The sequence below is a fragment of the Aeromonas sp. Lyrl_2 genome (assembly GCF_051948815.1).
Classification (GTDB): domain Bacteria; phylum Pseudomonadota; class Gammaproteobacteria; order Enterobacterales; family Aeromonadaceae; genus Aeromonas; species Aeromonas veronii.
This window is the reverse complement of record NZ_JAYJLJ010000021.1, coordinates 48428-70254: the sequence shown is the minus strand read 5'-3', so window position 1 is coordinate 70254 and position 21827 is coordinate 48428. Positions and strand designations below refer to the sequence as shown.

General features: G+C 60.5%; 20 protein-coding genes. 8 read left to right on the top strand and 12 right to left on the bottom strand.

Going from position 1 to position 21827, the window contains the following annotated elements; genetic code table 11:
• Positions 1 to 212, bottom strand: a 212-nt coding sequence (locus tag VF684_RS17205) for a hypothetical protein (RefSeq protein WP_440174350.1), incomplete at its 3' end; no start/stop codon positions are given.
• 73 nt (positions 213 to 285) lie between these two features.
• On the bottom strand, positions 286 to 1599 hold the full coding sequence (locus VF684_RS17200) for a sodium-dependent transporter (RefSeq protein ID WP_005362979.1): 1314 nt from the start codon (positions 1597 to 1599) through the stop codon (positions 286 to 288).
• 432 nt (positions 1600 to 2031) lie between these two features.
• On the opposite strand from VF684_RS17200, the gene VF684_RS17195 reads away from it, so the two are divergent.
• Complete coding sequence (locus VF684_RS17195) at positions 2032 to 2751, top strand: substrate-binding periplasmic protein (protein ID WP_139440735.1); 720 nt, start codon at positions 2032 to 2034, stop codon at positions 2749 to 2751.
• Between the two features lie 3 nt (positions 2752 to 2754).
• On the opposite strand, the gene VF684_RS17190 is transcribed toward VF684_RS17195, so the two are convergent.
• Together VF684_RS17190 and VF684_RS17185 are read right to left on the bottom strand one after the other, a co-directional pair.
• Complete coding sequence (locus tag VF684_RS17190; RefSeq protein WP_139440734.1) at positions 2755 to 4068, bottom strand: sodium-dependent transporter; 1314 nt, start codon at positions 4066 to 4068, stop codon at positions 2755 to 2757.
• A 211-nt stretch (positions 4069 to 4279) separates the two neighbouring features.
• The gene (locus VF684_RS17185) at positions 4280 to 5119 is read right to left on the bottom strand and encodes an isopenicillin N synthase family dioxygenase (protein WP_201998111.1); all 840 of its coding nucleotides are present in this window, start codon (positions 5117 to 5119) and stop codon (positions 4280 to 4282) included.
• Between the two features lie 207 nt (positions 5120 to 5326).
• On the opposite strand from VF684_RS17185, the gene VF684_RS17180 reads away from it, so the two are divergent.
• Complete coding sequence (locus tag VF684_RS17180) at positions 5327 to 5890, top strand: DUF2799 domain-containing protein (protein ID WP_069554893.1); 564 nt, start codon at positions 5327 to 5329, stop codon at positions 5888 to 5890.
• A 51-nt stretch (positions 5891 to 5941) separates the two neighbouring features.
• Here VF684_RS17180 and VF684_RS17175 read toward each other — a convergent pair whose 3' ends face one another.
• Both VF684_RS17175 and VF684_RS17170 read right to left on the bottom strand, forming a co-directional pair.
• A complete protein-coding gene (locus VF684_RS17175; RefSeq protein ID WP_139730666.1) occupies positions 5942 to 6760 on the bottom strand; it encodes a Cof-type HAD-IIB family hydrolase in 819 nt (272 codons plus the stop codon).
• Positions 6761 to 6870: 110 nt separating this feature from the next.
• A complete protein-coding gene (locus VF684_RS17170; protein WP_043821756.1) occupies positions 6871 to 8100 on the bottom strand; it encodes an MFS transporter in 1230 nt (409 codons plus the stop codon).
• A 106-nt stretch (positions 8101 to 8206) separates the two neighbouring features.
• Here VF684_RS17170 and VF684_RS17165 point away from each other — a divergent pair, with 106 nt between their 5' ends.
• Both VF684_RS17165 and VF684_RS17160 read left to right on the top strand, forming a co-directional pair.
• On the top strand, positions 8207 to 8830 hold the full coding sequence (locus VF684_RS17165) for a helix-turn-helix transcriptional regulator (protein WP_440174349.1): 624 nt from the start codon (positions 8207 to 8209) through the stop codon (positions 8828 to 8830).
• A gap of 311 nt (positions 8831 to 9141) precedes the next feature.
• The gene (locus tag VF684_RS17160; protein ID WP_005304871.1) at positions 9142 to 9618 is read left to right on the top strand and encodes an Lrp/AsnC family transcriptional regulator; all 477 of its coding nucleotides are present in this window, start codon (positions 9142 to 9144) and stop codon (positions 9616 to 9618) included.
• Between the two features lie 131 nt (positions 9619 to 9749).
• On the opposite strand, the gene VF684_RS17155 is transcribed toward VF684_RS17160, so the two are convergent.
• Together VF684_RS17155 and VF684_RS17150 are read right to left on the bottom strand one after the other, a co-directional pair.
• Complete coding sequence (locus VF684_RS17155; protein ID WP_043821754.1) at positions 9750 to 10067, bottom strand: hypothetical protein; 318 nt, start codon at positions 10065 to 10067, stop codon at positions 9750 to 9752.
• 145 nt (positions 10068 to 10212) lie between these two features.
• On the bottom strand, positions 10213 to 10440 hold the full coding sequence (locus VF684_RS17150; protein WP_005335715.1) for a hypothetical protein: 228 nt from the start codon (positions 10438 to 10440) through the stop codon (positions 10213 to 10215).
• 206 nt (positions 10441 to 10646) lie between these two features.
• Here VF684_RS17150 and VF684_RS17145 point away from each other — a divergent pair, with 206 nt between their 5' ends.
• Both VF684_RS17145 and chrA read left to right on the top strand, forming a co-directional pair.
• Complete coding sequence (locus VF684_RS17145; protein ID WP_139440731.1) at positions 10647 to 11093, top strand: nucleotide triphosphate diphosphatase NUDT15; 447 nt, start codon at positions 10647 to 10649, stop codon at positions 11091 to 11093.
• Between the two features lie 82 nt (positions 11094 to 11175).
• A complete protein-coding gene (gene chrA, locus VF684_RS17140; protein WP_139440730.1) occupies positions 11176 to 12327 on the top strand; it encodes a chromate efflux transporter in 1152 nt (383 codons plus the stop codon).
• Between the two features lie 73 nt (positions 12328 to 12400).
• On the opposite strand, the gene msrB is transcribed toward chrA, so the two are convergent.
• From msrB to malQ, 4 genes are all read right to left on the bottom strand, one after another.
• The gene (gene msrB / locus VF684_RS17135; protein ID WP_040068248.1) at positions 12401 to 12787 is read right to left on the bottom strand and encodes a peptide-methionine (R)-S-oxide reductase MsrB; all 387 of its coding nucleotides are present in this window, start codon (positions 12785 to 12787) and stop codon (positions 12401 to 12403) included.
• A gap of 68 nt (positions 12788 to 12855) precedes the next feature.
• A complete protein-coding gene (gene glgX / locus VF684_RS17130) occupies positions 12856 to 15012 on the bottom strand; it encodes a glycogen debranching protein GlgX (protein WP_139440729.1) in 2157 nt (718 codons plus the stop codon).
• Positions 15012 to 17189, bottom strand: a complete 2178-nt coding sequence (gene glgB, locus VF684_RS17125) for a 1,4-alpha-glucan branching protein GlgB (protein WP_139440728.1) — start codon at positions 17187 to 17189, stop codon at positions 15012 to 15014. The genes glgX and glgB overlap by 1 nt, the downstream gene beginning before the upstream one ends.
• Before the next feature lie 82 nt (positions 17190 to 17271).
• Positions 17272 to 19461 (bottom strand): 4-alpha-glucanotransferase, encoded by a 2190-nt coding sequence (gene malQ / locus VF684_RS17120; RefSeq protein ID WP_440174348.1) that lies wholly within the window; start codon positions 19459 to 19461, stop codon positions 17272 to 17274.
• 347 nt (positions 19462 to 19808) lie between these two features.
• On the opposite strand from malQ, the gene gap reads away from it, so the two are divergent.
• Positions 19809 to 20804 carry a type I glyceraldehyde-3-phosphate dehydrogenase gene (gene gap, locus VF684_RS17115; RefSeq protein ID WP_005335708.1) on the top strand — a complete coding sequence of 332 codons (996 nt, stop codon included), beginning with the start codon at positions 19809 to 19811 and terminating at the stop codon, positions 20802 to 20804.
• Positions 20805 to 20890: 86 nt separating this feature from the next.
• On the top strand, positions 20891 to 21757 hold the full coding sequence (locus VF684_RS17110) for a D-hexose-6-phosphate mutarotase (protein WP_201933446.1): 867 nt from the start codon (positions 20891 to 20893) through the stop codon (positions 21755 to 21757).
• Positions 21758 to 21827: the final 70 nt, after the last annotated feature.

Below are 21827 nucleotides of genomic sequence, written 5' to 3'. Positions count from 1 at the left end.
CGCAAGCAAGGCTGAGATATCAGCTGCGGTTGCAGAGAAAGTCCCCACTCAGATGGGGATTTTTTTTGCCTGAAATTCAGTACTCCAGCTTCTTCTGTTGCCGTTGTGGCGAGCCAAGCACCACCTCTTATTGTGCCACTCTGCCACTCCGATCCTTCTTCATCCTGCTCTTCCGAGATTGCTCGACGGCCACTGACTTCACTCCTGTCCATCGTGATGCTGCTTATATGAACGCCAGCAATAAAAAGGGCAGGCCAAGGCCTGCCCGCAAAGATGCGCAAGGTGCTACATGATCCCGCGGATCAGGATCCCGCTGATCAGCAGCGGTGCCACCACGCGCCAGCACCAGAGCAGCGCCAGACGCAGGGCGGGTGACAGGCCTACAGGGAGAATGGCATCACCCAGGCGCCAGCCCAGCAGCAGGGTCAGTACCAGACCAAACAGCGGCATCATCAGGTTGGAGGTGAGATAGTCGAGCAGCTCGAAGATGGTCTTGCCAAACAGGGTCAGATCGCTCCATGGGCCGAACGACAGGCTCACTGGAATGCCGGATGCCATGATAAGCAGGGTCAGTACCCGGCAGGCGCCACGACGCGACCAGCCCCACTCTTCGGTAGTGAAGCGCACCAGATGCTCCAGCATGGAGATGGAGGAGGAGAGCGCCGCCACCAGCAGCAACAGGAAGAAGACCACCCCCAGCCCCTGACCGAACGGCAGATGGCTGAACACGGCAGGCATGGTCATAAATGTGAGCCCTGGGCCCGCGGTAGGGTCGATACCGGTAGAGGCCAGCGCCGGGAAGATCATCAAGCCCGCCAGCACCGAGATAAGGCTTGCCAGTGTGACCACCCAGACCCCGGAGCGCAGCACCCCTTCGCTATTGGGCAGGTAGGCGCCATAGGTCGTGTGTACCCCGAGCCCGATGGAGAGGGAGAAGAAGGCCAGTCCCAGCGCGTCCAGCACGCTCTGGCCGGTCAGCATGGAGAAGTCCGGCAGCAGCAGCTGGCGTACACCCGCCATGGAGCCCGGCATGGAGAGACCGACCCCCACCAGCAGCAACATCATGATGAAGAGCGCGGGCATCATCCAGCGCAGTGCCCGCTCAACCCCTTTCTGAATACCCCCCTGCACGAACCACCAGGTCAGGCCTGCGAAGATCAGATGGGTCAGCACCGGCCACCAGGGGTTGCTGACATAGCCGTTGAACAGGGCGGTGAGGGCGCTCCCCTCGCTCAGGTTGAGCTTGCCAGCCATCGCCAGCGCGGCGTAACCCACGGTCCAGCCACCGACCACGCTGTAGAAGCTGTAGATAAAGAAGCCGCAGGCGATCCCCATATACCCCATCCAGCGCCAGTTCGGCCCCACCAGTTTGCGAAAAGCGCCGAGCACCCCGCGCTGGCTATGGCTGCCGAGCAGGGTTTCGCCGACCTGTACCGCTACCCCCAAGGTGAAGCTGAACAACAGAAACACCAGCAGAAAGGCGCCACCGCCATTGGTGGCGGTCACATAGGGAAACTTCCAGATGGCACCAAGGCCAATCGCTGTGCCTGCTGCGGCCAGCACATGACCGAGACGGGAAGACCACTGAACCTGGCTCATACAACCTCCGGGTAACACGACATCGAAGCAATACTCCTGAGTAGCAATAAACGACAGACCATAAAAAAGGCCGCCTGAGGCGACCTTTGCAATGAACATTCAGAAAAACTGTGCGTGCAAGGTCACCTCTCTTGCGAGCTAAAAAATCGACCAAACAGCACGAGGATGGCAGACATGAGGTGACAACCTGACTAATGAAGGAGGAAACAGCCTAAACCATGGAAAGAATAATTGACACATAAAATCAAAAATTTTTTATGTGTGCCGCTGTCACCACTCTGACTGTACGTACAACTCAATCGGCGAGCGCGTTGCCGGGCCGTATCTTTTCTACCTTGTGGCTATTTACTGGGCGATAATCGACGTAGCTTCTTCTGGAACTAGTGACCGCTACATGGCGCTGACGGGAACAACGATGAGACAGGATGTCGTATGAGATGGATGGTGCTGCCCTGGTTACTGATCAGCCTGAGTGTGTCGGCGCAGTCCGGATTAACCCTGCTGAGTCACGACTTACCCCCCTTTACCGAATACCGTGACGGCAAGCTCGACGGATTCGCCATTCGTTTGATTGATGAGGTGCAGGAGGAGCTTGGCACCCGCTATCCGGTGCGGATTTACCCGCTCAAGCGGGCGCTGGCGCTTGCACGGGTCGAGCCCGGCTATGGACTGTTCGTGGTACAGCGGCTCCCGGAGCGGGAGCCTCATTTCAAATGGGTTGGCCCGCTCTTTATCAATCGGGTCTTTATCTATCAGGCGCCGGATAGTCGCCACCCGCTGACCTCGCTGGCGCAGCTGCGAGATCTGCCCAGAGTGGGCGTCGTGCTGGGTAATGCCGATGATGTGCGGCTGACCCATGAGGGCTACACCAATCTGGTGCGCTACAAGACGGTCGGGGAGGCGATAGAGCGGCTGATGCTGGGCAAGATCGATGCCTTGCCGATGGCTGAGCTGGTGATGGAGGCCACCCTCGACAAGATGGGGTTATCCCGGCGCAGCATCGTCAGCAGTGGCGTGCTGCTCCATCAGGCCGGTCTCTATATCGTCTTCTCCAAGGGAACGGATGATGCCGAGATCACCCGCTGGCAGCATGCCCTGGAGGCCGTCAGAGCCGCCCAGGGGCGGGCCGATGAGCCCACCCGCGAAGAGTAACCGTCACACCAGACCGTGAATCAAGATCCCGCCGATCAGCAAGGGGGCAATCCAGCGCCAGCAGTTCATCAGCAAGTGATGCCAGTGGCTGGCAATCCCTTGCGGCAACGCCTTGCGTCCCAGCTTCCAGCCCAGCAGCAGCGTCAGCATCAGGCCGAACAGCGGCATCATCAGGTTGGAGGTGACAAAGTCCAGCAACTCGAAAATGGTTTTGCCAAACAGGGTGGCGTGTTGCAGCGGGCCAAACGACAGGCTGACCGGAACACCGCTAACCATGACGAATCCAGTGATGGCGCTGCAGGCCGTGCGGCGTGACCAGCCCCAGGTCTCGCACAGGAAGCACTGCAAATGCTCCAGCAGGGAGATGGCCGAGGAGAGCGCAGCAAAGACCAGCAGGGCGAAGAAGATCACCTCAAGCACCTGACCGAAGGGCAGCAGCTGAAACACCGCCGGCATGGTCATAAAGGTGAGGCCGGGGCCGGAGGCCGGGTCGATACCGGTCGAGGCGAGCACCGGGAAGATCATCAAGCCCGCCAGTACCGCCACCATGCTGGCCAGCAGTACCACCCAGAGGCTGGAGCGACCAACCCCTTCGCTGGTCGGCAGATAGGCGCCGTAGGTGGTGTGGATGCCCAGACCGATGGAGAGGGAGAAGAAGGCCAGCCCCATTGCATCGAGCACGCCGGACATCCCCAGCTTGCTGAAGTCGGGCATCAGGAAGTGACGCACCCCCGCCATCGCATTGGGCAGGGTGAGGCCAAAGGCGACCAGCATCAGGATCATCAGGAACAGGGCCGGCATCATCCATCGCAGGGTGCGCTCCACCCCTTTCTGAATGCCTCCTTGCACCACCATCCAGGTGAGGGCGGCAAACAGCAGATGGGTGAGAATGGGCCAGACGTCGCCGCTGACATAGTCATTGAAGCGGGCGGTGAGGGCGGCCGCATCCCCATGATTGAGCTGGCCTGAGATGGCCATGCCGGTATAACCCAGGGTCCAGCCGCCCACCACGCTGTAGAAGCAGTAGATGAGCAGGGTAGAGATCACCCCCATTACCCCAACCCAGCGCCACTGTTTGCCGAGCAGATCGGAGAAGGCTCCCACTACCCCGCGGCGACTCATGCTGCCGAGCAGGGTTTCCCCCATCAGTACCGCAACCCCCAGGGTGAAGCTGAACAGCAGAAAGACCAACAGGAAGGCGCCGCCGCCGTTGACGGCGGTGACATAGGGGAATTTCCAGATTGCGCCGATGCCGACCGCGGAACCCGCTGCGGCGAGAATGTAGCCGAGTCGGGATGACCATTGGGACTGCTTCATAAGAACTCCAATCGAGCGCCCCTTGGCAGGGGCAGAATGGCGCTCATGTTACGGAGGTCACGGCGCAATCACTACGACGGTTATCAGGTGTAAATGCGATTTATTGGCATGATTGGCTAATTTAATTCTGTTTTTTGCCCAATCCTGCCACCAAATAAAAACCGGAGCGAGATTGCTCCGGTTTGGTCTCTGACAACTGTTCGTCGGCGGACTAGATCACCCCCAGCTCCCGCAGCCGCTCCATCAGGTAGCTGTGGGCGGTATGGCGCTCGGAGAGCACCACATCCGGGCGCGGATGGAGGAACAGCGGCAGCGAGATGCGCGACTTGGCGGCACTGCCCCCGGTCGGGTTGATGACGCGGTGGGTGGTGGAGGGGTAGTAGCCGCGAGAGGCCTCCTGCAGCATGTCGCCGATATTGATGATGAGGGTGCCAAAGTCGCACGGCACGTCCATCCATTCGCCATCGGAGCCCTTCACCTGCAGCCCCGGCTCGTTGGCGGCGGGCAGAATGGTGAGCAGGTTGATATCCTCGTGGGCGGCGGCGCGGATGGCGCCCGGCTCCTCGGTGCCATCGAACGGCGGATAGTGCAGCACCCGCAGCAGGGTCTTCTGGCTCTCTTCGATCATCGAGGAGAGGGGGCAGCTGTAGTGAGCGGCGATATCGGTCGGGGTGTACTGCTCGACCCAGCCCAGCAGCTCGGCGGCCAGACCGTTGGCGAGGCGGTAGTACTCCATCGCCTGCACCTTCAGTTCTTCCGGCATCTGGCCCCAGGGGTAGATGTGGAAGTACTCCTTGATGTCTTTCTGGCTATGGCCCTTGGCCACCTCGGAGACCGAGGGGGGGAAGTAGCCATCCTGGGTCTCGCGGTTGAACAGGAAATCCTGCTTCTGCTCGCTCATGAAGAAGCGATACCAGTTGTCGTAGATGGACTGCACCAGCTCTTTCGGAATGGGGTGGTTGGTCAACACGCCAAAGCCGGTGGTTCGCAGGGATTCGGTGAAGCGTTGGGCCGCATCGGGTGAGCGGTAATCGACGGTCAGGACTTTCATTGTTTTTGTTGCGAGCCAGTTAAAAGATGGCGCAGTTTACCTTGCACCTGATAACAAGGAAAGCGGGTTGGCCGCCCCGTCTGGCACGGCGTTGAATAGTGACAAAAACATCAAATAAACCGCGCCAGACCGCACGGGAGCGCATCCCTTGTTATGGCCTTTTATCCTCTCTAGAATGCCGGTCACTATCTTTTCCGGAGTCTGTTCATGTCCCCCAAAATCCTGTTGCTGACCCTGCCGGTATTGCTGGCGGGATGCAGTGCCCTGTCAGAAGATGAGTGCCGCACCATGAGCTGGTACAACCTGGGTTATCAGGATGGATCGGAAGGCAAAACCCGTCAGGCGACCCGCGATTACGTTTCGTCTTGCAGCGAATATGGCCTCAAAGTGGATGAAGCCGAGTGGAAACGGGGCTACGACAAGGGGCTGGAGCTCTACTGCATTCCCGAGCTGGCTTACAGCAAGGGCAAGGAGGGGCAGGCTTATCTGGGGGTATGCCCCAATGACGCCAGCTTCCTCAAGCAGTATCAGCGTGGCTATGAAGAGTACAAACTGGCTGCCCGCATGCGGGAGATCAGCGATGAGCTGGAGCGTACCGAGCGGGATATCGATACGCTTGAACGCAGCATCCGTAACGAAACCAACACTGAACAGCGCGACTACTACCGCGCCAAGCGCGATCGGGCCATTCGCCACTACGAATCCCTGCGCCGGGAGTACAACCGTCTGCGTTATCCGGATCGGGTGATCCAGTTCTCCTTCGGCGGTTAATCCCTCTCTTCATGGCCAGCCCGCGTGCTGGCCATGTTGCATCTTGTCAGCTCAGGGCAGTACCCAGCGCTGCAGCGCCAGTGCGATACCATCTTCGTTGTGGTCGGCCGTGACCCGATGGGCATGGCTCTGGATCTGCGGGGCCGCATTGCCCATGGCCACCGCCAGCCCAACTTGCTCGAACATGCTGATGTCGTTGTTGTTGTCCCCAAACGCCACCACCTGCTCCATTGCAATCCCTTCGCTGGCTGCCCACTGGGCAAGCCGACTGCCCTTGCTGCAACCGGGCTGTACCAGCTCCACCGCATAGGGGGCCGCCCAGTCACGGGTAAAGGGCATCTGCTCGACCACCTCGCCCATAAAGGTGTGCAGGCGCGCTGGATCCTGATTGAACAGCTCCAGTTTCCAGACCGGGTTGTCGAGCCAGCCTGCCAGCTCCTCGACCGGATGGATGGCGATCTTGAGGTGGTCCGGCTGATTGGCCGACCAGTGGCGGATGCGGGTGACATGCTCTTCGCAGCCGATGTAGCCGATCCCTTCGCTCAGGTGGAACAGGGCGCCCATCTGTTGTGCCTCGACCGCGGCCAGCAGCTCGGTAAGCGGGGCGGCCGCCAGCGGGTCGCCGCTGAGGATCCCGTTCTGCACCGGATCATAGAGATAGGCGCCGTTGCTGCAGATGAGGGGGGTATCGAGGGCCAGCTCGTGGTGGAAGGGACGCGCCGTCATGTAGTGGCGCCCCGTGACCAGCAGCACCTTGATGCCGTGGGCGCGGGCCTGCGCCAGTGCTGCCCGGGTGGCCGACGAGATCTTGTGATCCCGGGTCAGCAGGGTGCCATCCATATCGAGCGCGATGGCCTTGTACTCACTCATAGCTCCTCCAGCATCGAACAAATCCGTAAAGAGCTTTACCGTCCCAGACCCGGCGCCCCGATGCAAGTCTTGCCCGCAGCCGAAGCGCCGAACTGTGATCCCTTCGTGGCTCAGGTGCAGCTGGCCAGCTGTTGACGACGGTCGGCACGGCGACGCAGCAGATAGAAACCGGCGGCACTGGCAAGGGAGCAGAAGGTGGCGAGATAGAAGGGCCACTCGGTACCGGCCAGCAGCACCAGACTGCCGAGCAGCACCGCCAGGATCTCGCTGCCCACGGCGAGGGCGCGGTAGAGCCCCATCGCCTGCCCCTGCTGCTCCGGGTGACTGCGGTTGGAGACCGCCACCGAGGTGGCCAGCTCCCCCAGACTCATGCCGATGCCAGCGGGAACGAAGGTAAGCGCCAGTCCCCACCAGTGCACGGGCAGGATAAAGAGCAGTATGCCGCTCGCCATCACCAGATGGCCGACAATGCCGAGGGAGCTGCCGCGCCAGTGACGGGCGATGCGGGAGCCGAGCCAGGAGCCCGCCATCATGGGCAGGCTAACCAGCACCGCCGCCTGCGCCAGCTGGGCCGGATCCCAGGCCAGCCTCTCCACCAGCCAGATATTGAAGTAGGTGAAATAGAGCTGCACGGCGCCATAGCTGATCAGGGTAAGTGCGAAGTAGGGCAGCAGGGCCGGTTGCAGCAGCAACTGGCGGCTGGAGAGGGTCGCAGTCTGACGGGTGGCCGCCACCGGAGGACGATAGGGGATCAGCCAGTAGACCAGCAGCAGGTTGATCAGGGTCATTCCTACCGCCAGCCAGGCGGCCAGACTGTAATCCCCCGAGATCACCGCGGCGTAGCCCCCGATCATCGGCCCCACGACCCAGCCCAGATTCATGCCGATGTTGATCCAGGCGAAGCTGCGGGCCTTGTGCTCCTTGCCGGCGAGATCCGCCGCCATCGCCTGCACGATGGCTATGTTGCCGTTGCATAGCCCCTCCACAATCCGGCTGAGCAGCAACAGGGGGAGGGAGCGCCAGGCGATACCGAGTGCCATCAGGGCATAGCCTGCCAGTACCCCGGCCAGCGAGAGCAACAGCAGTGGCTTGCGGCCATAGCGGTCGGAGAGCCGTCCGAGCCACGGGCTGCCCACCAGCTGGAACAGGGGATAGAGCCCCATGATGACCCCCAGCCACACCTTGCGGCTCCAGTCGGAGGCTTCCGGCGTCAGCATGCCGTGGGCCGGATCCAGCAGCAAAGGTGCCAATACCGGGGAGGGTAGACTGAAGCCTGCAACTGCCAGCGTGACCGTCATGACCAGCACCCAGAGGGGATTTTTGTGCCCGTGTTTCTCCATGTTGCACCCATTAAGTAAAGTTATTGGTTTATTTATGCTGATTCATAGACGGGATTAAGTAAAGTGAATTGTTGATTTAATAAAGGACGATCCCCATAATGAGACCATGAACGCAAGCACCGACAAGATCCTGTTTCTGCTCAAGATCCATGGCCCGCAGAGCGCCGCCGCGCTGGGGGAGCAGTTGCAGATGACCTCCATGGGCGCCCGCCAGCACCTGCTCACGCTCGAGCAGGAGGGGTGGGTTACATTCAGCGACGAGGCGCGCGGGCGCGGTCGTCCCGTGCGGCTGTGGCAGCTCACCGAGCAGGCCTGGCAGCGCTTCCCCGATAGCCATAGCGACCTGACCGTGCAGTTGATCGACAACGTGCGCGAGCTGTTTGGCGAGGAGGGGATGGAGCGGCTGATCCAGCAGCGGGAGCAGCAGATGCTTGCTCGCTATCAGGAGGCGCTGGGGTTCCATGGCCTCTCTGGCCGGCTAGCGGCGCTCAAGGAGCTGCGTACTCGCGAGGGCTATATGGCGGAGATCCGCCGCGAAGAGGATGGCAGCTGGCTGCTGTGGGAGAGCCACTGCCCCATCTGTGCGGCGGCGCGCACCTGCCGTGGTTTCTGTCGCAGCGAACTGGCGCTGTTTCGCCAGCTGCTGGCGCCGGCGACGGTGGAGCGGGAGCAATATCTGCTGGAGGGGGCGCATCGCTGTCTCTATCGCATCACGCCGCCCGCGCTCTGATTGCGCCAAACGCCCAAAAACAACAAAGCAGGCGCCGGGATGCCTGCTTTGTTGCCTTCGGGGAGGGGGTTCTCTCGTTCCAGCCCGTCGTTTCCCGATAAGGTAAGACGGCTGATGGGGCTCTTGACCCGGTAAGGTCCTTCACCGCAGAGACCCGGTCAGGTATCTGCTTTGCCACCGGAAGATGTAACCATAGTATCCCTCCCGTGCCGGTGAGTGGTTGCAAAGTAACCACTTATTTCGGTTGTTTTTGCAATAGTTCACCCTTAATCTAGGAAAAGTGGATTAGTCATTGCAACGAGGAAGGGTAAATGCTGAAACTTGATCGCATAGACAGACATATTCTCGAGCTGATGCAGGAGAATGGCCGCATCAGCAATCTGGAACTGGCCGAGCTGGTCGGGCTCTCACCGTCCCCCTGCTCCCGCCGGGTCAAGGCGCTGGAGGATGCCGGTCTCATCGACACCCACGTTACTCTGCTCAACGCCCGCCAGCTTGGCCTCACCCTCACCGCCTACATTCACATTTCCATGGACAGACATACGCCGGAGCGGTTCGAGAATTTCGATCGCGCCATCAGCGAACTGCCCGAAGTGCTGGAGTGTGACCTCATCACCGGCAACGATGCCGACTACCAGCTCAAGGTGGTGGTGCGCGACATGGAGCACTACCAGCACTTCCTGCTGGACAAGCTGACCCATATTCCGGGGGTGACCGGGGTGCGCTCCAGCTTCGTGCTGCGCCGCATCAAGCACAAGACGGCGCTGCCGCTCAACCATCTGGGTTGAGGCTGCGCAGACCGCTTATAGAAACAGAAAGAGGAGGCCAGTGGCCTCCTCTTTTGCTATTCGCTCTTGGTTATTCGGTAGTGGTTATCGGGTCTGGATTAGCTGTCGCGGTGACGGGGCGACTGCCGTGGTCAGACGCTGACCTGGCTGATGTCTTCCACCTGCAGCAGCCAGCCGCTCTGCTCCTGCTGCGGTTCGCCGCTGACCCGCAGCCGCTCGCCGGTCGGCACCCACTGCCCCTCGGGCAGGGAGACCTGCAGGCTCTCGCTGCCGTTGTCGAACAGCCAGCGATCTTCGCCCAGCGATTCAATCAGATAACCTTCCATCTCCACTCTGGACTCGGCTTGCCAGGATGGCGCAACGGAATCACGGCTCTCGATGAAATCCCCCTGAACACCAAAACTGGCTAGCCCCCACAGAATGGAGAGCCCGACGATGGATGTTTGCATCTTGTCTCTCCTCTTTTGGAACTGTAGGGCCAGTATGGGAACAGAAAACTGAGCGCACCATGAACAAGGTGGCAAAGTGCTGGCGAGATCGCGAAAAAATCCGGCCAATTGGCCGGCAGTGTCATTTTATGGCGCCTGGATCACACTATTTGGCGGCTTCTTCTGCCATCCGTTCAGCTCTTGGCTTATTCGTCCACATGGCTACCCCGCGATGATCCCCACAGATCCCCTCTGCTACCACGGCGCGAACCCGGGTGCCATCTTTGCAAATGGCCTGCCAGGCGTCAGCATCATCGATGGCGAGCGAGTTGGGGGGCGGCGTGGTTTGGCAAGCCGTGAGCAGCAGAGCGCACAGGGGGAGCAATTTTTTCATGGCGGACTCCTCGGGGTGATGGGGGACTAAGAGGATTGGAATGGCCTCTCCATCCGGGCTTCACTCCCCAGCATCAGTGATAACCGGTTCAGGGGCAAGGGGAGGGGCCACCGACAGGCGCAGGTGTCGTGCAGCCGGGGCTTGCCCTGTGCCCTCCTTGGGCCTAAGGTGGGGCCGTTTTACTGCCTTATTGAAGGAGCGTTTTCATGTCCACTCTCTATCCCCGCGTCGGGGTCGGCGTCATCCTGACCAACGCCCAAGGCCAGGTGCTGCTTGGCAAACGCAAAGGGAGCCATGCCCCCTACTGGTCGATCCCGGGGGGGCATCTGGAGTTGGGGGAAAGCTTCGAGTCGGCGGCGATCCGCGAGGTGGCCGAGGAGACCGGACTTGAGATCCATGGGCCCGAGGTGGTGGCGGTGACCAACAATCTGGAGACCTGGCGCGAGAGCGGGCTGCACTATATCTCGGTGACGCTGCATGCCAAGGCCGATGGCGAGCCGAAGCTGCTGGAGCCGGAGAAGTGCGAAGGTTGGGTCTGGTGCGATCCGCGCGAGTTGCCCGAGCCCCATTTCGACGCCAGCCGTCAGTCCATCGCCTGCTGGCTGGCGGGACGCTGCTATCTGCCGGGTGATGTGCCCATGGTGTCGGCCTAATCAGTCTGATTGTCATAAAACGATCATCGCGCTGTCATAATATCCCCTCTCCATCGGGAGAAGAGGGATGAGGGAGAAGAGCGTGGGACAGGTATTTATTCAGTTTTTATGGCTGGGATGCATCAGCTTTGGTGGTCCGGCCGCTCATATCGGCTATTTCCAGCGCACCTTCGTCCAGCGGCTCGGCTGGCTGACACAGGCCGAATTTGCCCGCTTGCTGGCGCTGTGCCAACTGCTGCCGGGGCCCGCCTCCAGCCAGCTGGGTTTCGCCATCGGTCGTCATCGCGCCGGTCTGGGCGGGGCGCTCTCTGCTTTTGTCGGCTTTACGCTGCCCTCATTTCTTCTGCTACTGGCGGCCGCGATCGGCATCGGCCAGCTGGGCAGCAATCTGTGGCTCGATGCGGCGCTGCATGGCCTCAAGCTGCTGGCGCTCATCGTGGTGGCCGATGCGGTGCTCACCATGAGTCGTCAGTTCTGTGCCACGGGAATGACCCAAGGGATCATGGTGGTGACCGCTGCTGCACTCTGGTGGCAGCCCGGTCTGCTGACTCAACTGTTGATGCTGGCGGGAGCGGCGCTGATCTGCGCCCGCAGCCAGAGCGGGGCGGGTAGTGTGCCAGCCTCCGCCGAGCTGCCTTCTGCCGCCAGCAGTCAGCCTCATTGGCCGACCCTGCTGCTGTTTGGCATCCTTTTTATCGGTCTGCCGCTGCTCGGTAGCCCGCTTGGCCAGCTGGTTGCCGACTTCTATCGCGCCGGTAGTCTGGTGTTTGGCGGTGGCCATGTTGTGCTGCCGCTGCTGCAAGAGAGCGTGGGCCACACTCTCAGTCAGCAGCAGTTTCTGACCGGTTACAGCCTGGCCCAGTTGGTGCCGGGCCCCATGTTTACCCTTGCCACCTATCTTGGCGCCCAGCTGCAGCCCGAGATGCCGCTGCTCGGAGCCTTGTCGGCGACCCTGGCGCTCTTTGCACCCGGCTTTCTGCTGCTCTGGGCGGTGGGCCCCTGCTGGCAACAGTGGCTGGCCCGGCCCCGTCTGGCGGGGGCCGTCACCGGCATCAATGCTGCCGTAGTGGGCTTGTTGCTGGCGGCCCTCTATCAGCCGGTGTGGCAGAGTGCGGTGCTGGCGCCGACCGATCTGGCGCTGGCGGCCATCGGCTTTTATCTGCTGCGGGTGTTGAAGTTGCCGGTGCCGGCCATCGCGGCCCTGTTGGTGATGGCTGCTATCCTGCTGGCGTGAAGCCGGTGAAATCCCGATAAAAAACGGCGCCTCCGTGATGGAGGCGCCGTTTTTATTGCAATGGGTAAGTCGCTTAAGCGTCGGGATCGAAATCCAGACTCAGGCTGTTGACGCAGTAGCGCTGGCCTGTCTCGGTCGGTCCGTCGGGGAAGACGTGACCGAGGTGAGAGCCGCACTGGCGGCAGGTGATCTCCACTCGCTTCATGCCGTGGCTGTTGTCCTCGGTGTACTCCACCGTCCCCTCGATGGCCTTGTCGAACGAGGGCCAGCCGCAGCCGGAATCAAACTTGGCTCCTGAGTGAAACAGCACGCTCTTGCAGCAGACACAGAGGTAGTCGCCGCTCTTGCGATTGTGGAGCAGGGCGCCGCTGTAGGGGCGCTCTGTGCCCTTCTCCCAGCAGACGTGAAACTGCTCGGCGGTCAGTTTGCTGCGCCACTGTTCCGGATTGTTACTGCTCATACCGACTCCTTGCCATCCATACCGGAGCCCAGCATAGCGGCTCCGTAAAGCTGACTCCAGCATGCCTCTTATGCTTTGCCTGTATCTGTGATCGAGGTGGCAACCATCTCCTCACCGGATGCAGGGATAATTTCCTGCTGCGGTGGCTGGGCATCCTCCGCCGTGCTGGCCAGTGCCACCCGCTCCAGCAGTTTGAGGGAGTGGGCCCGGCCGACTGCCACCTGCCGTTTGATGTCATCGGGCAGGAAGGGGAGGCCATCGTTGGTGGCAGTGTCGATGGTCTGGATCCACTCCAGCCCTTCCCCCGGCGGCGGCAGGCGGAACTGGATATCGTAGTCGCTGGCGTTGAACAGCACGTACCAGCGCTCGCCGACACAGTTGATCATGCCGATATCCATGGCGAACGCCTGCCCCATGGGGGCGTGCCAATCCTGATCGGTGAGCTGGTGGCCGTCCGGGTGATACCAGTTGACCTGATGGCAGCTGGACGGGGTGCCATTCCAGCTGTCGTCGCTCAGTTGCAGGTTGGAGAAGACGCAGGACTCCGCCCGCAGCGCCATCATCTGCTGGGTGAAGGCGAACAGCCGCTCATCCTCCGGTCGCCACTGCCAGTTGACCCAGCTGATCTGGTTGTCCTGACAGTAGGCGTTGTTGTTGCCAAGCTGGCTGCGGCCCATCTCGTCGCCAGCGAGGAAGTGGGGAGTACCTTGGGAGAGCAGCAGGGTGGCAATCAGATTGCGCTTCTGCTGCTGGCGCAGGCTGTTGACCCGCGGATCCAGAGTCGGCCCCTCCACCCCGTGGTTATAGGAGAGGTTGTTGCCGTGACCATCCCGATTGTCTTCACCGTTGGCCTGATTGTGGCGCTGGTTGTAGGAGACCAGATCCTCCAGGGTGAAACCGTCGTGATAGCAGAGGTAGTTGACGCTGGTGTGGGGGGAGCGCCAGTTTTTCGGGAAAATATCCCGCGAACCCACCAGACGGGTGGCGAAGTCCCCCATCTTGCCTGCATCACCGCGCCAGAAGGCGCGCACCGTGTCGCGGTAGCGGTCATTGATCTCCTGCCACTGGCTCGGGAATTGACCCAGCCGGTAGCCGAAGGGGCCGATATCCCAGGGTTCGGCGATGAGCTTGACCTGTGACAGCACTGGGTCGGCCATCACGGCTTTGAAGAAGGCGCCCATTGGCTCGAACTCCCCCGCTTCCCGCGCCAGCGTCACCGCCAGATCGAAACGGAAGCCATCCACCTGCATCTCGGTGACCCAGTAGCGCAAGGCATCGAGTACCAGTCGCAGGGTGTTGGGATGATCCAGATTGACGCTGTTGCCGCAGCCAGTCACGTTGGCGTGACGGGTGTAGTCCGGGCCGTGGGGGCCCGCTTCGAAGGCGTAGTAACCGGCGTTGTCAAAGCCCTTGAACGAGAGGGTAGGGCCATCGAAGCCAGAGGCGGCAGTGTGGTTGTAGACCACATCCAGGATCACCTCGAGCCCGGCCCGGTGCAGCTCGCGCACCATGGTCTTGAACTCGGTCACCGCCTCGTCGGCTCGGGTGCTGTAGCGTGGCTCCGGGGCGAAGAAGGCGATGGGGTTGTAGCCCCAGTAGTTGGTCAGTCCCAGCTGTTCCAGTCGCGGTTCCGACATGAAGGCAGCCACCGGCATCAGCTGCACCGAGGTGATGCCGAGGCTCTTCATATGCTCGATAACCAGCGGGTGACAGATGCCAAGGTAGGTGCCCTGCAGCGCTTTGGGGATCCCCGGGTGCTGCTTGGTAAAGCCCTTGACGTGGGTCTCGTAGATAATGGTGCGGGCCGGACTGATCCCGGGTTTGCCAACCCCTTGCCAGTCAAAACTGTCATCCACCACCACCGACTTGGCAATCATCCCGGCACTGTCACCCTGATAGAGGGCTTCATCCCAATAGGTGGGACGACTGAGCGCCCTGGCGTAGGGGTCGATGAGCAGTTTTTGCGGATCGAACAGCATCCCCTCCTGCGGGGTACCATAGACCCGATAGCCGTAGCGCTGACCGGCCTTTACGCCGCGCACGTAGCCAAAGCGATACTGGCCACGGCGGCCGGGCAACTCCAGCCGCATCAACTCCTGCTCCTGCTCGTCGTACAGGCAGATCTCCACCTTGTCCGACTGGGGGGCCCAGACGCAGAAGTGGCAACCGTTCTCGTCAAGGCGGGCCCCCAGCGGGTGGCCCACCCCTTTTTCCATTACAAGCATCAAGACTCCTGTTTGATAAACAAGGTCGCCAGCGGCGGCAGATCCAGCACTATGCTGTGTGCCATCCCCTGCCAGGGGGTCGGCTCGGCAGCGAACACCAGACCTACATCATAGTTACTGCCCCAGTAATACTCGCTGTCGGTGTTGAGCACCACCCGATAGTGGCCCGCCGCTGGGACGCCGATCCGATATTCGAGACGGGGCACCGGGGTGAAGTTGCAAGCCGCCACAATAGCCTGCTTGCCCTCTTTGTCCGCCCGCAGCCAGGCAAAGATGCTGTTGTCGGCATCGTTGTGATCCAGCCAGCGGAAGCCGGTCTGCTCATAATCGGCCTGATACAAGGCAGGCTCATGACGGTAGAGGTGGTTGAGATCGTGGATCAGCCGCTGCTGACCGGCATGCTTGGGATATTGCAGCAGGTGCCACGGCAGCTGGGCGTCGTGGTTCCACTCGTTGCTTTGGGCGATCTCGGTGCCCATGAAATTGAGCTTCTTGCCCGGATGGGCGTACATGAAGCCCATGTAGGCCCGCAGGTTGGCGGCTTGCTGCCACTCGTCGCCCGGCATCTTGTAGAGCATGGAGTGCTTGCCGTGTACCACCTCGTCGTGGGAGAGCGACAGGATGAAGTTCTCGTCATAGTGGTAAACCATGGAGAAGGTCATGTCGTTGTGGTGGTAGCGACGGTGGATCGGTTCTTTCTGCATATAGGTGAGGGTGTCGTGCATCCAGCCCATATTCCACTTGAAGCCAAAGCCGAGGCCGCCGAGGAAGGTGGGGCGGGAGACACCGGCAAAGGCGGTGGACTCTTCGGCGATGGTCATGGCGTGGGGATACTTGCCGTAGACCTCCTCGTTGGTCCACTTGAGCAGACTGATCGCCTCGTAGTTGTGGTTGCCGCCATCGACGTTCGGTACCCATTCACCGGCGTTGCGGGAGTAATCCAGATAGAGCATGGAGGCGACCGCATCCACCCGCAGGCCGTCGATGTGGAACTTGTCGAGCCAGAACAGGGCGCTCGCCACCAGGAACTGGCGCACTGTGTCGCGGCCGAAGTCGTAGATGTAGGAGTTCCAGTCCGGGTGCCAGCCACGGCGCGGATCCTCGTACTCGTAGAGCGGGGTGCCATCGAAGCGGGCCAGGCCGTGGGCATCGGACGGGAAGTGGGCGGGTACCCAGTCCAGAATGATGCCGATCCCGGCCTGGTGGCACTGGTCGACGAAGTATTTGAAATCATCAGCGGTGCCGTAGCGGCTGGTGGGGGAGAACATGCCCACCGGCTGGTAGCCCCAGGAGCCGCTGAAGGGGTGCTCGGAGACCGGCAGCAGCTCGATGTGGGTGTACTCCATCTCCTTGACGTAGGCGACCAGCTCCACTGCCAGCTCGCGCCAGCTCAGGCTGTCGCCATTGGGGTGGCGCTTCCAGGAGCCGACATGCAGCTCATAGATGGAGAGGGGTTGCTCGCGTTTGTCGTTGTGCTGGCTGGCAATCCACTCGGCATCCTGCCACTGGTACTGGGCGTGGTCATAGACCACGGAGGCGAACGACGGATACTGCTCGCAGTAGAAGCCGACCGGATCGCTCTTGTGGGGCAGCCGGTTGCCCATGGGGTCCTTGAGCTCGAACTTGTAGCGATCCCCGGCTTTGAGGCCCGGCACAAACAGCACCCAGTGACCGCAGAGGCTGCGCTGCATCGGGTGGCGGCGGCCATCCCAGAAGTTGAAATCGCCGATGAGGCTCACGGCGGTGGCGCTCGGTGCATAGACCGCGAAACGCACCCCTTCCACCTGCTGGCCAAGATGCTCCACGGTGCGCAGCTGGGCGCCAAGGGTGTGGTAGAGGTTTTCCGGCTGGGCGGTCAGTTCGGCCAGGCCTGCCCAGGCGGCATCCTGAAACTGATAGGGGTCGATGACCTCGGTGGTGGCATCTTGGTAGCTGGCGATCAGCTGATAGGGGAAGGAGTTTTTGCGGCGGGTGAAAACAGTTTCAAAAAGACCCGATTCATCGGTGGGCGCCAGGGTGGCAACGACTTTGCCCGACTTGAGATCCTTGACGCGGACTTCGAGGGCATCAGGCAACCAGGCGGTCAGTTTGAGGCCGGGCCCATCCGGATTGGCCTGCAGGCCTAAGTGAGAGAAGGGATCGGAACAGCGGGCAGCAACCAAACGTTCAACGAGCATCGAGATTTCCTTTCATGACAGAGCATCCACTCCGGCCGAAGCCGGAGTGGATTTAGGTGAGAGCGCTGTGGGAGACAGCGTCTCAACGACTGGCCTCATCACGGGCTTGGCTCATCTTGCCAGCCAGTGCCTTGAGTGCCTCATTGGCAAAAATATCTTCCAGATCAGCGGAGAGCTTGCGGCGCCAGTTGGGGTATTCGTAACTGGTGCCCGGTACGTTGACCGGCTTGTCCATCTCCAGCCAGTCTTCCAGCTGGGTACTGAACAGGGCGCAGCTGCCGCGGGACATGTGGATCTGCAGACCGTGGTTGAGTTCGGTGTTCATGCCGACCCAGTTCACGTCATGACTGATGTTGTCAGAGATGACCTTGTGGGCATGCAAGCTGTCGAGGATCCGCTGTTTGGCCTGGTGGCGATCAGCATACAGAGTCTTCAAAACATCTTCATCCGGATACAGACCCAGTTGACGGCCGAGCGCCAGATCATCGCAGTGCCAGAAGCCCTTGAGGGTCGGCATGTCGTGAGTAGTCAGGGCCGACATCGCTTGCTCGGTGTAGTGCGCCGGGGAGATAAAGCCGCCATCTTCCTTGGAGCGCTCGAAGAAGAACACCTTGTAGGAGTGGACGCCGTTCTCTTTCAGGGTCACGTCGATCCCCTCCGGCACGGTGCCAAGATCCTCGCCGATCAGCAGGCACTGGTTGCGGTGGGATTCGAGGGCCAGAATGCCCAGCAGATCGTTGACCGGATAGTAGATGTAGGCGCCCTTGGCGGCGGACGCTCCGGGCGGTACCCACCACAGGCGCAGCAAGGCCATCACGTGGTCGATGCGCAGTGCGCCGCAGGAGCGCATGTTGGCACGGAACAAGTCCACCATCGGCTGGTAGGCCGCTTCGAACAGCTTGTTCGGGTTCATCGGGGGCAGGCCCCAGTTCTGACCAAGCGGGCCGAGGATATCGGGCGGCGCACCGACCGAGGCTTTCGGGCAGTAGAGATCCTGGTTGGCCCAGATCTCGGTGGAGCCTTCGGATACGCCCACCGCCAGATCCCGGTAGATCCCCATCACCATGCCGGCAGCCTTGGCGCGGGCATCGGCTTGCGCCAATTGCTCATCAGCTAGGAACTGCAGATAGAGGTAGAAGTTGACATCTTGCGGGTGCTCGGCCATCCAGGCGGCAACGGCAGGGTTGTGGTAATCGCGCAGATCCTGCGGCCATACCGGCCAGCCCCAGGCATTTTCGCCTTTGGCATAGAAGTGGGCCTGCAGGGCATCAAATGCTGCCTGCTGTTGCAGGCTGTCGCCACCGGCGGCCACGAAGGCATCAAAGGCAGCCTGACGCTCGGCGCCAAGGCTGGCTTCGTCGAACACCTGACGCAGCATGCCGAGTTTGGTCTGGATCACGCCGGTGTAATCGACGTTCTCTTTGGCGCGCAGATCGGCCAGATGTTGCTGGAAGGCAGGACTTGCCACTTCCGCTTTCAGGCGATCGCTCTGCTGGAATTCGGGCACCGCTTCCACATTGATATAGGCCACGTTGAGCCAGCGACGGGAAGAGGGGCTGTAGGGACTGGCGCTCTCCGGATTGGCCGGATAGAGGGCGTGGATAGGGTTGAGACCGACGAAGTGGGCACCCCAGGCGGCCGCTTTCTCGACCAGCTGGCCCAGATCGCTGAAATCACCGATACCCCAGTTGTGGCGGCTGCGCAGGCAGTAGAGCTGCACGCTCGGGCCCCATACCTTGCGGCCATCGGCAATTGGAGCCTGCTTGTAGCAGGCCTTGGGGGCAACGATGAGGCGCATGGTGGCCAGCGGTTCGTCATTGCCCTCTTCCAGCAACACCAGCTGGTGATAACCCAGCTCCGGGGCCATATCCAGAGTGACGCGATAGGCCTGGCACTCCATCTCTTCAAACTCGGCCACGCCGACCAGCTCACCCTCGATGGGGGTGAATTGACCGGACAACACAGCACCCTGCTCCTGCTGGAGCTGCCAGGTGAGGGCATCGTTGACGAATTCGATGGGGAGGCGAACCTCAAGGGTAACGGCGTCGCCGGTGCGAACCACCATCACAGGATCCAGCGCCCGCAGCCAGTGCTGGCGATGCTCCTCTTCCAGCTGCTGCACCAGTGCGGCCTCGTCATCGACGCGGTAGCCCATGGCGCCCAGCATGGCGGCCTTGCTCTCTTCTGATACCTGGGCCGGGTGGCCCCAGGCATCGACATACTCGCTGGCGATACCTTTTGCGGCAGCCAGCTGTTCAATCAGGGTGGTCATAGTTTGAGAATTCCCGCTGTGGATTCTATCTATACTATTTTGTTTGATTTTTATGGGGTGGTACTTGAACAGTGGCTCTTGGGCCATGCTAAACCGCGCACATTTTTACATATCTCTGTGAATGGTTGTGTGACCGAGTAGGCACTATTGTTGATATCTGCGCGATGCCACGATCTGGCACTTTTTTCGTCAAAACGTGGTAATCAGTTACATAAACAGAAAATTAATTTCACAGTTTTTCATGATATAGCGCAATTTCAGACAGAATGTTGGTTGACTCACCGGAGAGTTCTAGTAAATTTACAAGCGGAATTTTCTTTGACTACTGAACAGTTAGGTAACTAAATATGACTATCAAAGTAGGTATTAACGGTTTTGGCCGTATCGGTCGTTTCGTATTCCGTCTGGCTTGCGAGCGTGCAGACATCGAAGTTGTTGGTATCAACGACCTGATCGATGTTGACTACATGGCTTACATGCTGAAGTACGATTCAACTCACGGTCGTTTCAACGGTACCGTTGAAGTTAAAGACGGCAACCTGGTTGTAAACGGCAAAACCGTACGTGTTACCGCTGAGCGTGACCCGGCCAACCTGAAGTGGGGCGAAATCGGTGTTGACGTTGTTGCTGAAGCTACCGGTCTGTTCCTGACCGACGAGACTGCTCGTAAGCACATCGCTGCTGGTGCCAAGAAAGTTGTTCTGACTGGCCCGTCCAAAGACGCTACCCCGATGTTCGTAATGGGTGTTAACGACTCTACCTACGCTGGCCAGGACATCGTTTCCAACGCTTCCTGCACCACCAACTGCCTGGCCCCGATCGCCAAGGTTCTGAACGATACCTTCGGTATCGAGTCTGGCCTGATGACCACCGTTCACGCTACCACTGCTACCCAGAAGACCGTTGATGGTCCGTCTGCCAAAGACTGGCGCGGTGGCCGCGGTGCGGCTCAGAACATCATCCCGTCCTCTACCGGTGCTGCCAAAGCTGTTGGCGTAGTTATTCCGGAACTGAAAGGCCTGCTGACCGGTATGGCTTTCCGTGTTCCGACTCCGGACGTGTCTGTTGTTGACCTGACCGTTAACCTGAAGAAAGCTGCCACCTACGCAGAAATCTGCGAAGCGATGAAAGCTGCTTCCGAAGGCGCTATGAAAGGCGTTCTGGGCTACACCGAAGACGAAGTTGTATCTACCGACTTCCTGGGTGAGCGTCAGACCTCCGTATTCGACGCCAAGGCTGGTATCCAGCTGAACGACAAATTCGTTAAAGTTGTATCCTGGTACGACAACGAAATGGGCTACTCCAGCAAAGTTCTGGACCTGATCGCTCACATCTCCAAGTAATTTGGGATGCGCAATCGCGTAGTTTGAAAAAGGCGGCCATTGGCCGCCTTTTTGTTTTTCGGTTTCCCCTGATGACAGGAGTCTACATGCAATCCATTCGTCCCCTGACAGCCAATTGCAAGCTTGCCAACAATGCGGCCGGTCTGCCGGTTCTCACCATCAACAACGACTATGCCAAGGCAGAAATCAGCCTGTTTGGCGCCCATGTGCTGAGCTATCAGCGTCATGGCGAGCCGGCCTCCATCTGGCTGAGTGACAAGGCGGTGCTGGATGGCAGCAAGCCTGTTCGCGGTGGTATCCCGATCTGCTGGCCCTGGTTTGGCCCGGCGCCCGCCCGCGTCGGTAGCGGCAAGCCCTCCCACGGTTTTGCCCGTACCACCCTCTGGATGCTGGACGGGGTCTCCGATCACGCCGATGGCACGCTTGTTCATCTTTCCCTGCGCGACAGCGACGCAACCCGTGCCCTCTGGGATCACTCCTTCGAGCTGGAGCTGGATGTACTGGTTGGCAAAGAGCTCTCGCTGGTGCTGACCACTCGCAACACAGGTGCTCAGTCGCTGACTTATAGCGGTGCGCTGCACACCTATTTGCAGATCAGCGCACCGGAGGCGGTAAGCGTCACCGGCCTGGGCGAGCCCTATGCCGACAAGCTGACCGGACAGGATGCCAAGCAGCAGGGGGCATTGACCCTGAGCGGGCCGCTGGATCGGGTCTACTGGCATCCAGAGGCGCTGGTGAGCGTGCAGGATGGTGAGCGCGAGACCCGGGTTGTCAGTGGCAACCACGACAGCGTGGTGGTCTGGACCCCCTGGCTGGAAGGGGCTACCGCCATGGCCGACATGAGTGACGATGGCTATCGCACCATGCTCTGCGTCGAAGCGGCCATCGCCGGTGAGGCGGGTGTGACCGTTGCGCCGGATGAAGAGCACAGTCTCTCCACCGTAATCATCTGAGTTGGATGAGGTTCAGATAAATAAAGAGGGCTCCCGCGGGAGCCCTCTTTGCATCTCATGACGGCGGCAA

What these genes read in the sequence shown, in the direction of transcription:
- VF684_RS17160 (WP_005304871.1), top strand. Translation starts at nt 9,142, where the DNA reads ATGCTGAAACTTGATCGCATAGACAGACATATTCTCGAGCTGATGCAG.
- gap (WP_005335708.1), top strand. Translation starts at nt 19,809, where the DNA reads ATGACTATCAAAGTAGGTATTAACGGTTTTGGCCGTATCGGTCGTTTC.
- VF684_RS17165 (WP_440174349.1), top strand. Translation starts at nt 8,207, where the DNA reads ATGAACGCAAGCACCGACAAGATCCTGTTTCTGCTCAAGATCCATGGC.
- VF684_RS17200 (WP_005362979.1), bottom strand. Translation starts at nt 1,599, where the DNA reads ATGAGCCAGGTTCAGTGGTCTTCCCGTCTCGGTCATGTGCTGGCCGCA.
- VF684_RS17190 (WP_139440734.1), bottom strand. Translation starts at nt 4,068, where the DNA reads ATGAAGCAGTCCCAATGGTCATCCCGACTCGGCTACATTCTCGCCGCA.
- malQ (WP_440174348.1), bottom strand. Translation starts at nt 19,461, where the DNA reads ATGACCACCCTGATTGAACAGCTGGCTGCCGCAAAAGGTATCGCCAGC.
- VF684_RS17155 (WP_043821754.1), bottom strand. Translation starts at nt 10,067, where the DNA reads ATGCAAACATCCATCGTCGGGCTCTCCATTCTGTGGGGGCTAGCCAGT.
- VF684_RS17145 (WP_139440731.1), top strand. Translation starts at nt 10,647, where the DNA reads ATGTCCACTCTCTATCCCCGCGTCGGGGTCGGCGTCATCCTGACCAAC.
- VF684_RS17180 (WP_069554893.1), top strand. Translation starts at nt 5,327, where the DNA reads ATGTCCCCCAAAATCCTGTTGCTGACCCTGCCGGTATTGCTGGCGGGA.
- glgX (WP_139440729.1), bottom strand. Translation starts at nt 15,012, where the DNA reads ATGCTTGTAATGGAAAAAGGGGTGGGCCACCCGCTGGGGGCCCGCCTT.
- VF684_RS17185 (WP_201998111.1), bottom strand. Translation starts at nt 5,119, where the DNA reads ATGAAAGTCCTGACCGTCGATTACCGCTCACCCGATGCGGCCCAACGC.
- VF684_RS17150 (WP_005335715.1), bottom strand. Translation starts at nt 10,440, where the DNA reads ATGAAAAAATTGCTCCCCCTGTGCGCTCTGCTGCTCACGGCTTGCCAA.
- VF684_RS17170 (WP_043821756.1), bottom strand. Translation starts at nt 8,100, where the DNA reads ATGGAGAAACACGGGCACAAAAATCCCCTCTGGGTGCTGGTCATGACG.
- VF684_RS17175 (WP_139730666.1), bottom strand. Translation starts at nt 6,760, where the DNA reads ATGAGTGAGTACAAGGCCATCGCGCTCGATATGGATGGCACCCTGCTG.
- VF684_RS17110 (WP_201933446.1), top strand. Translation starts at nt 20,891, where the DNA reads ATGCAATCCATTCGTCCCCTGACAGCCAATTGCAAGCTTGCCAACAAT.
- glgB (WP_139440728.1), bottom strand. Translation starts at nt 17,189, where the DNA reads ATGCTCGTTGAACGTTTGGTTGCTGCCCGCTGTTCCGATCCCTTCTCT.
- msrB (WP_040068248.1), bottom strand. Translation starts at nt 12,787, where the DNA reads ATGAGCAGTAACAATCCGGAACAGTGGCGCAGCAAACTGACCGCCGAG.
- VF684_RS17195 (WP_139440735.1), top strand. Translation starts at nt 2,032, where the DNA reads ATGAGATGGATGGTGCTGCCCTGGTTACTGATCAGCCTGAGTGTGTCG.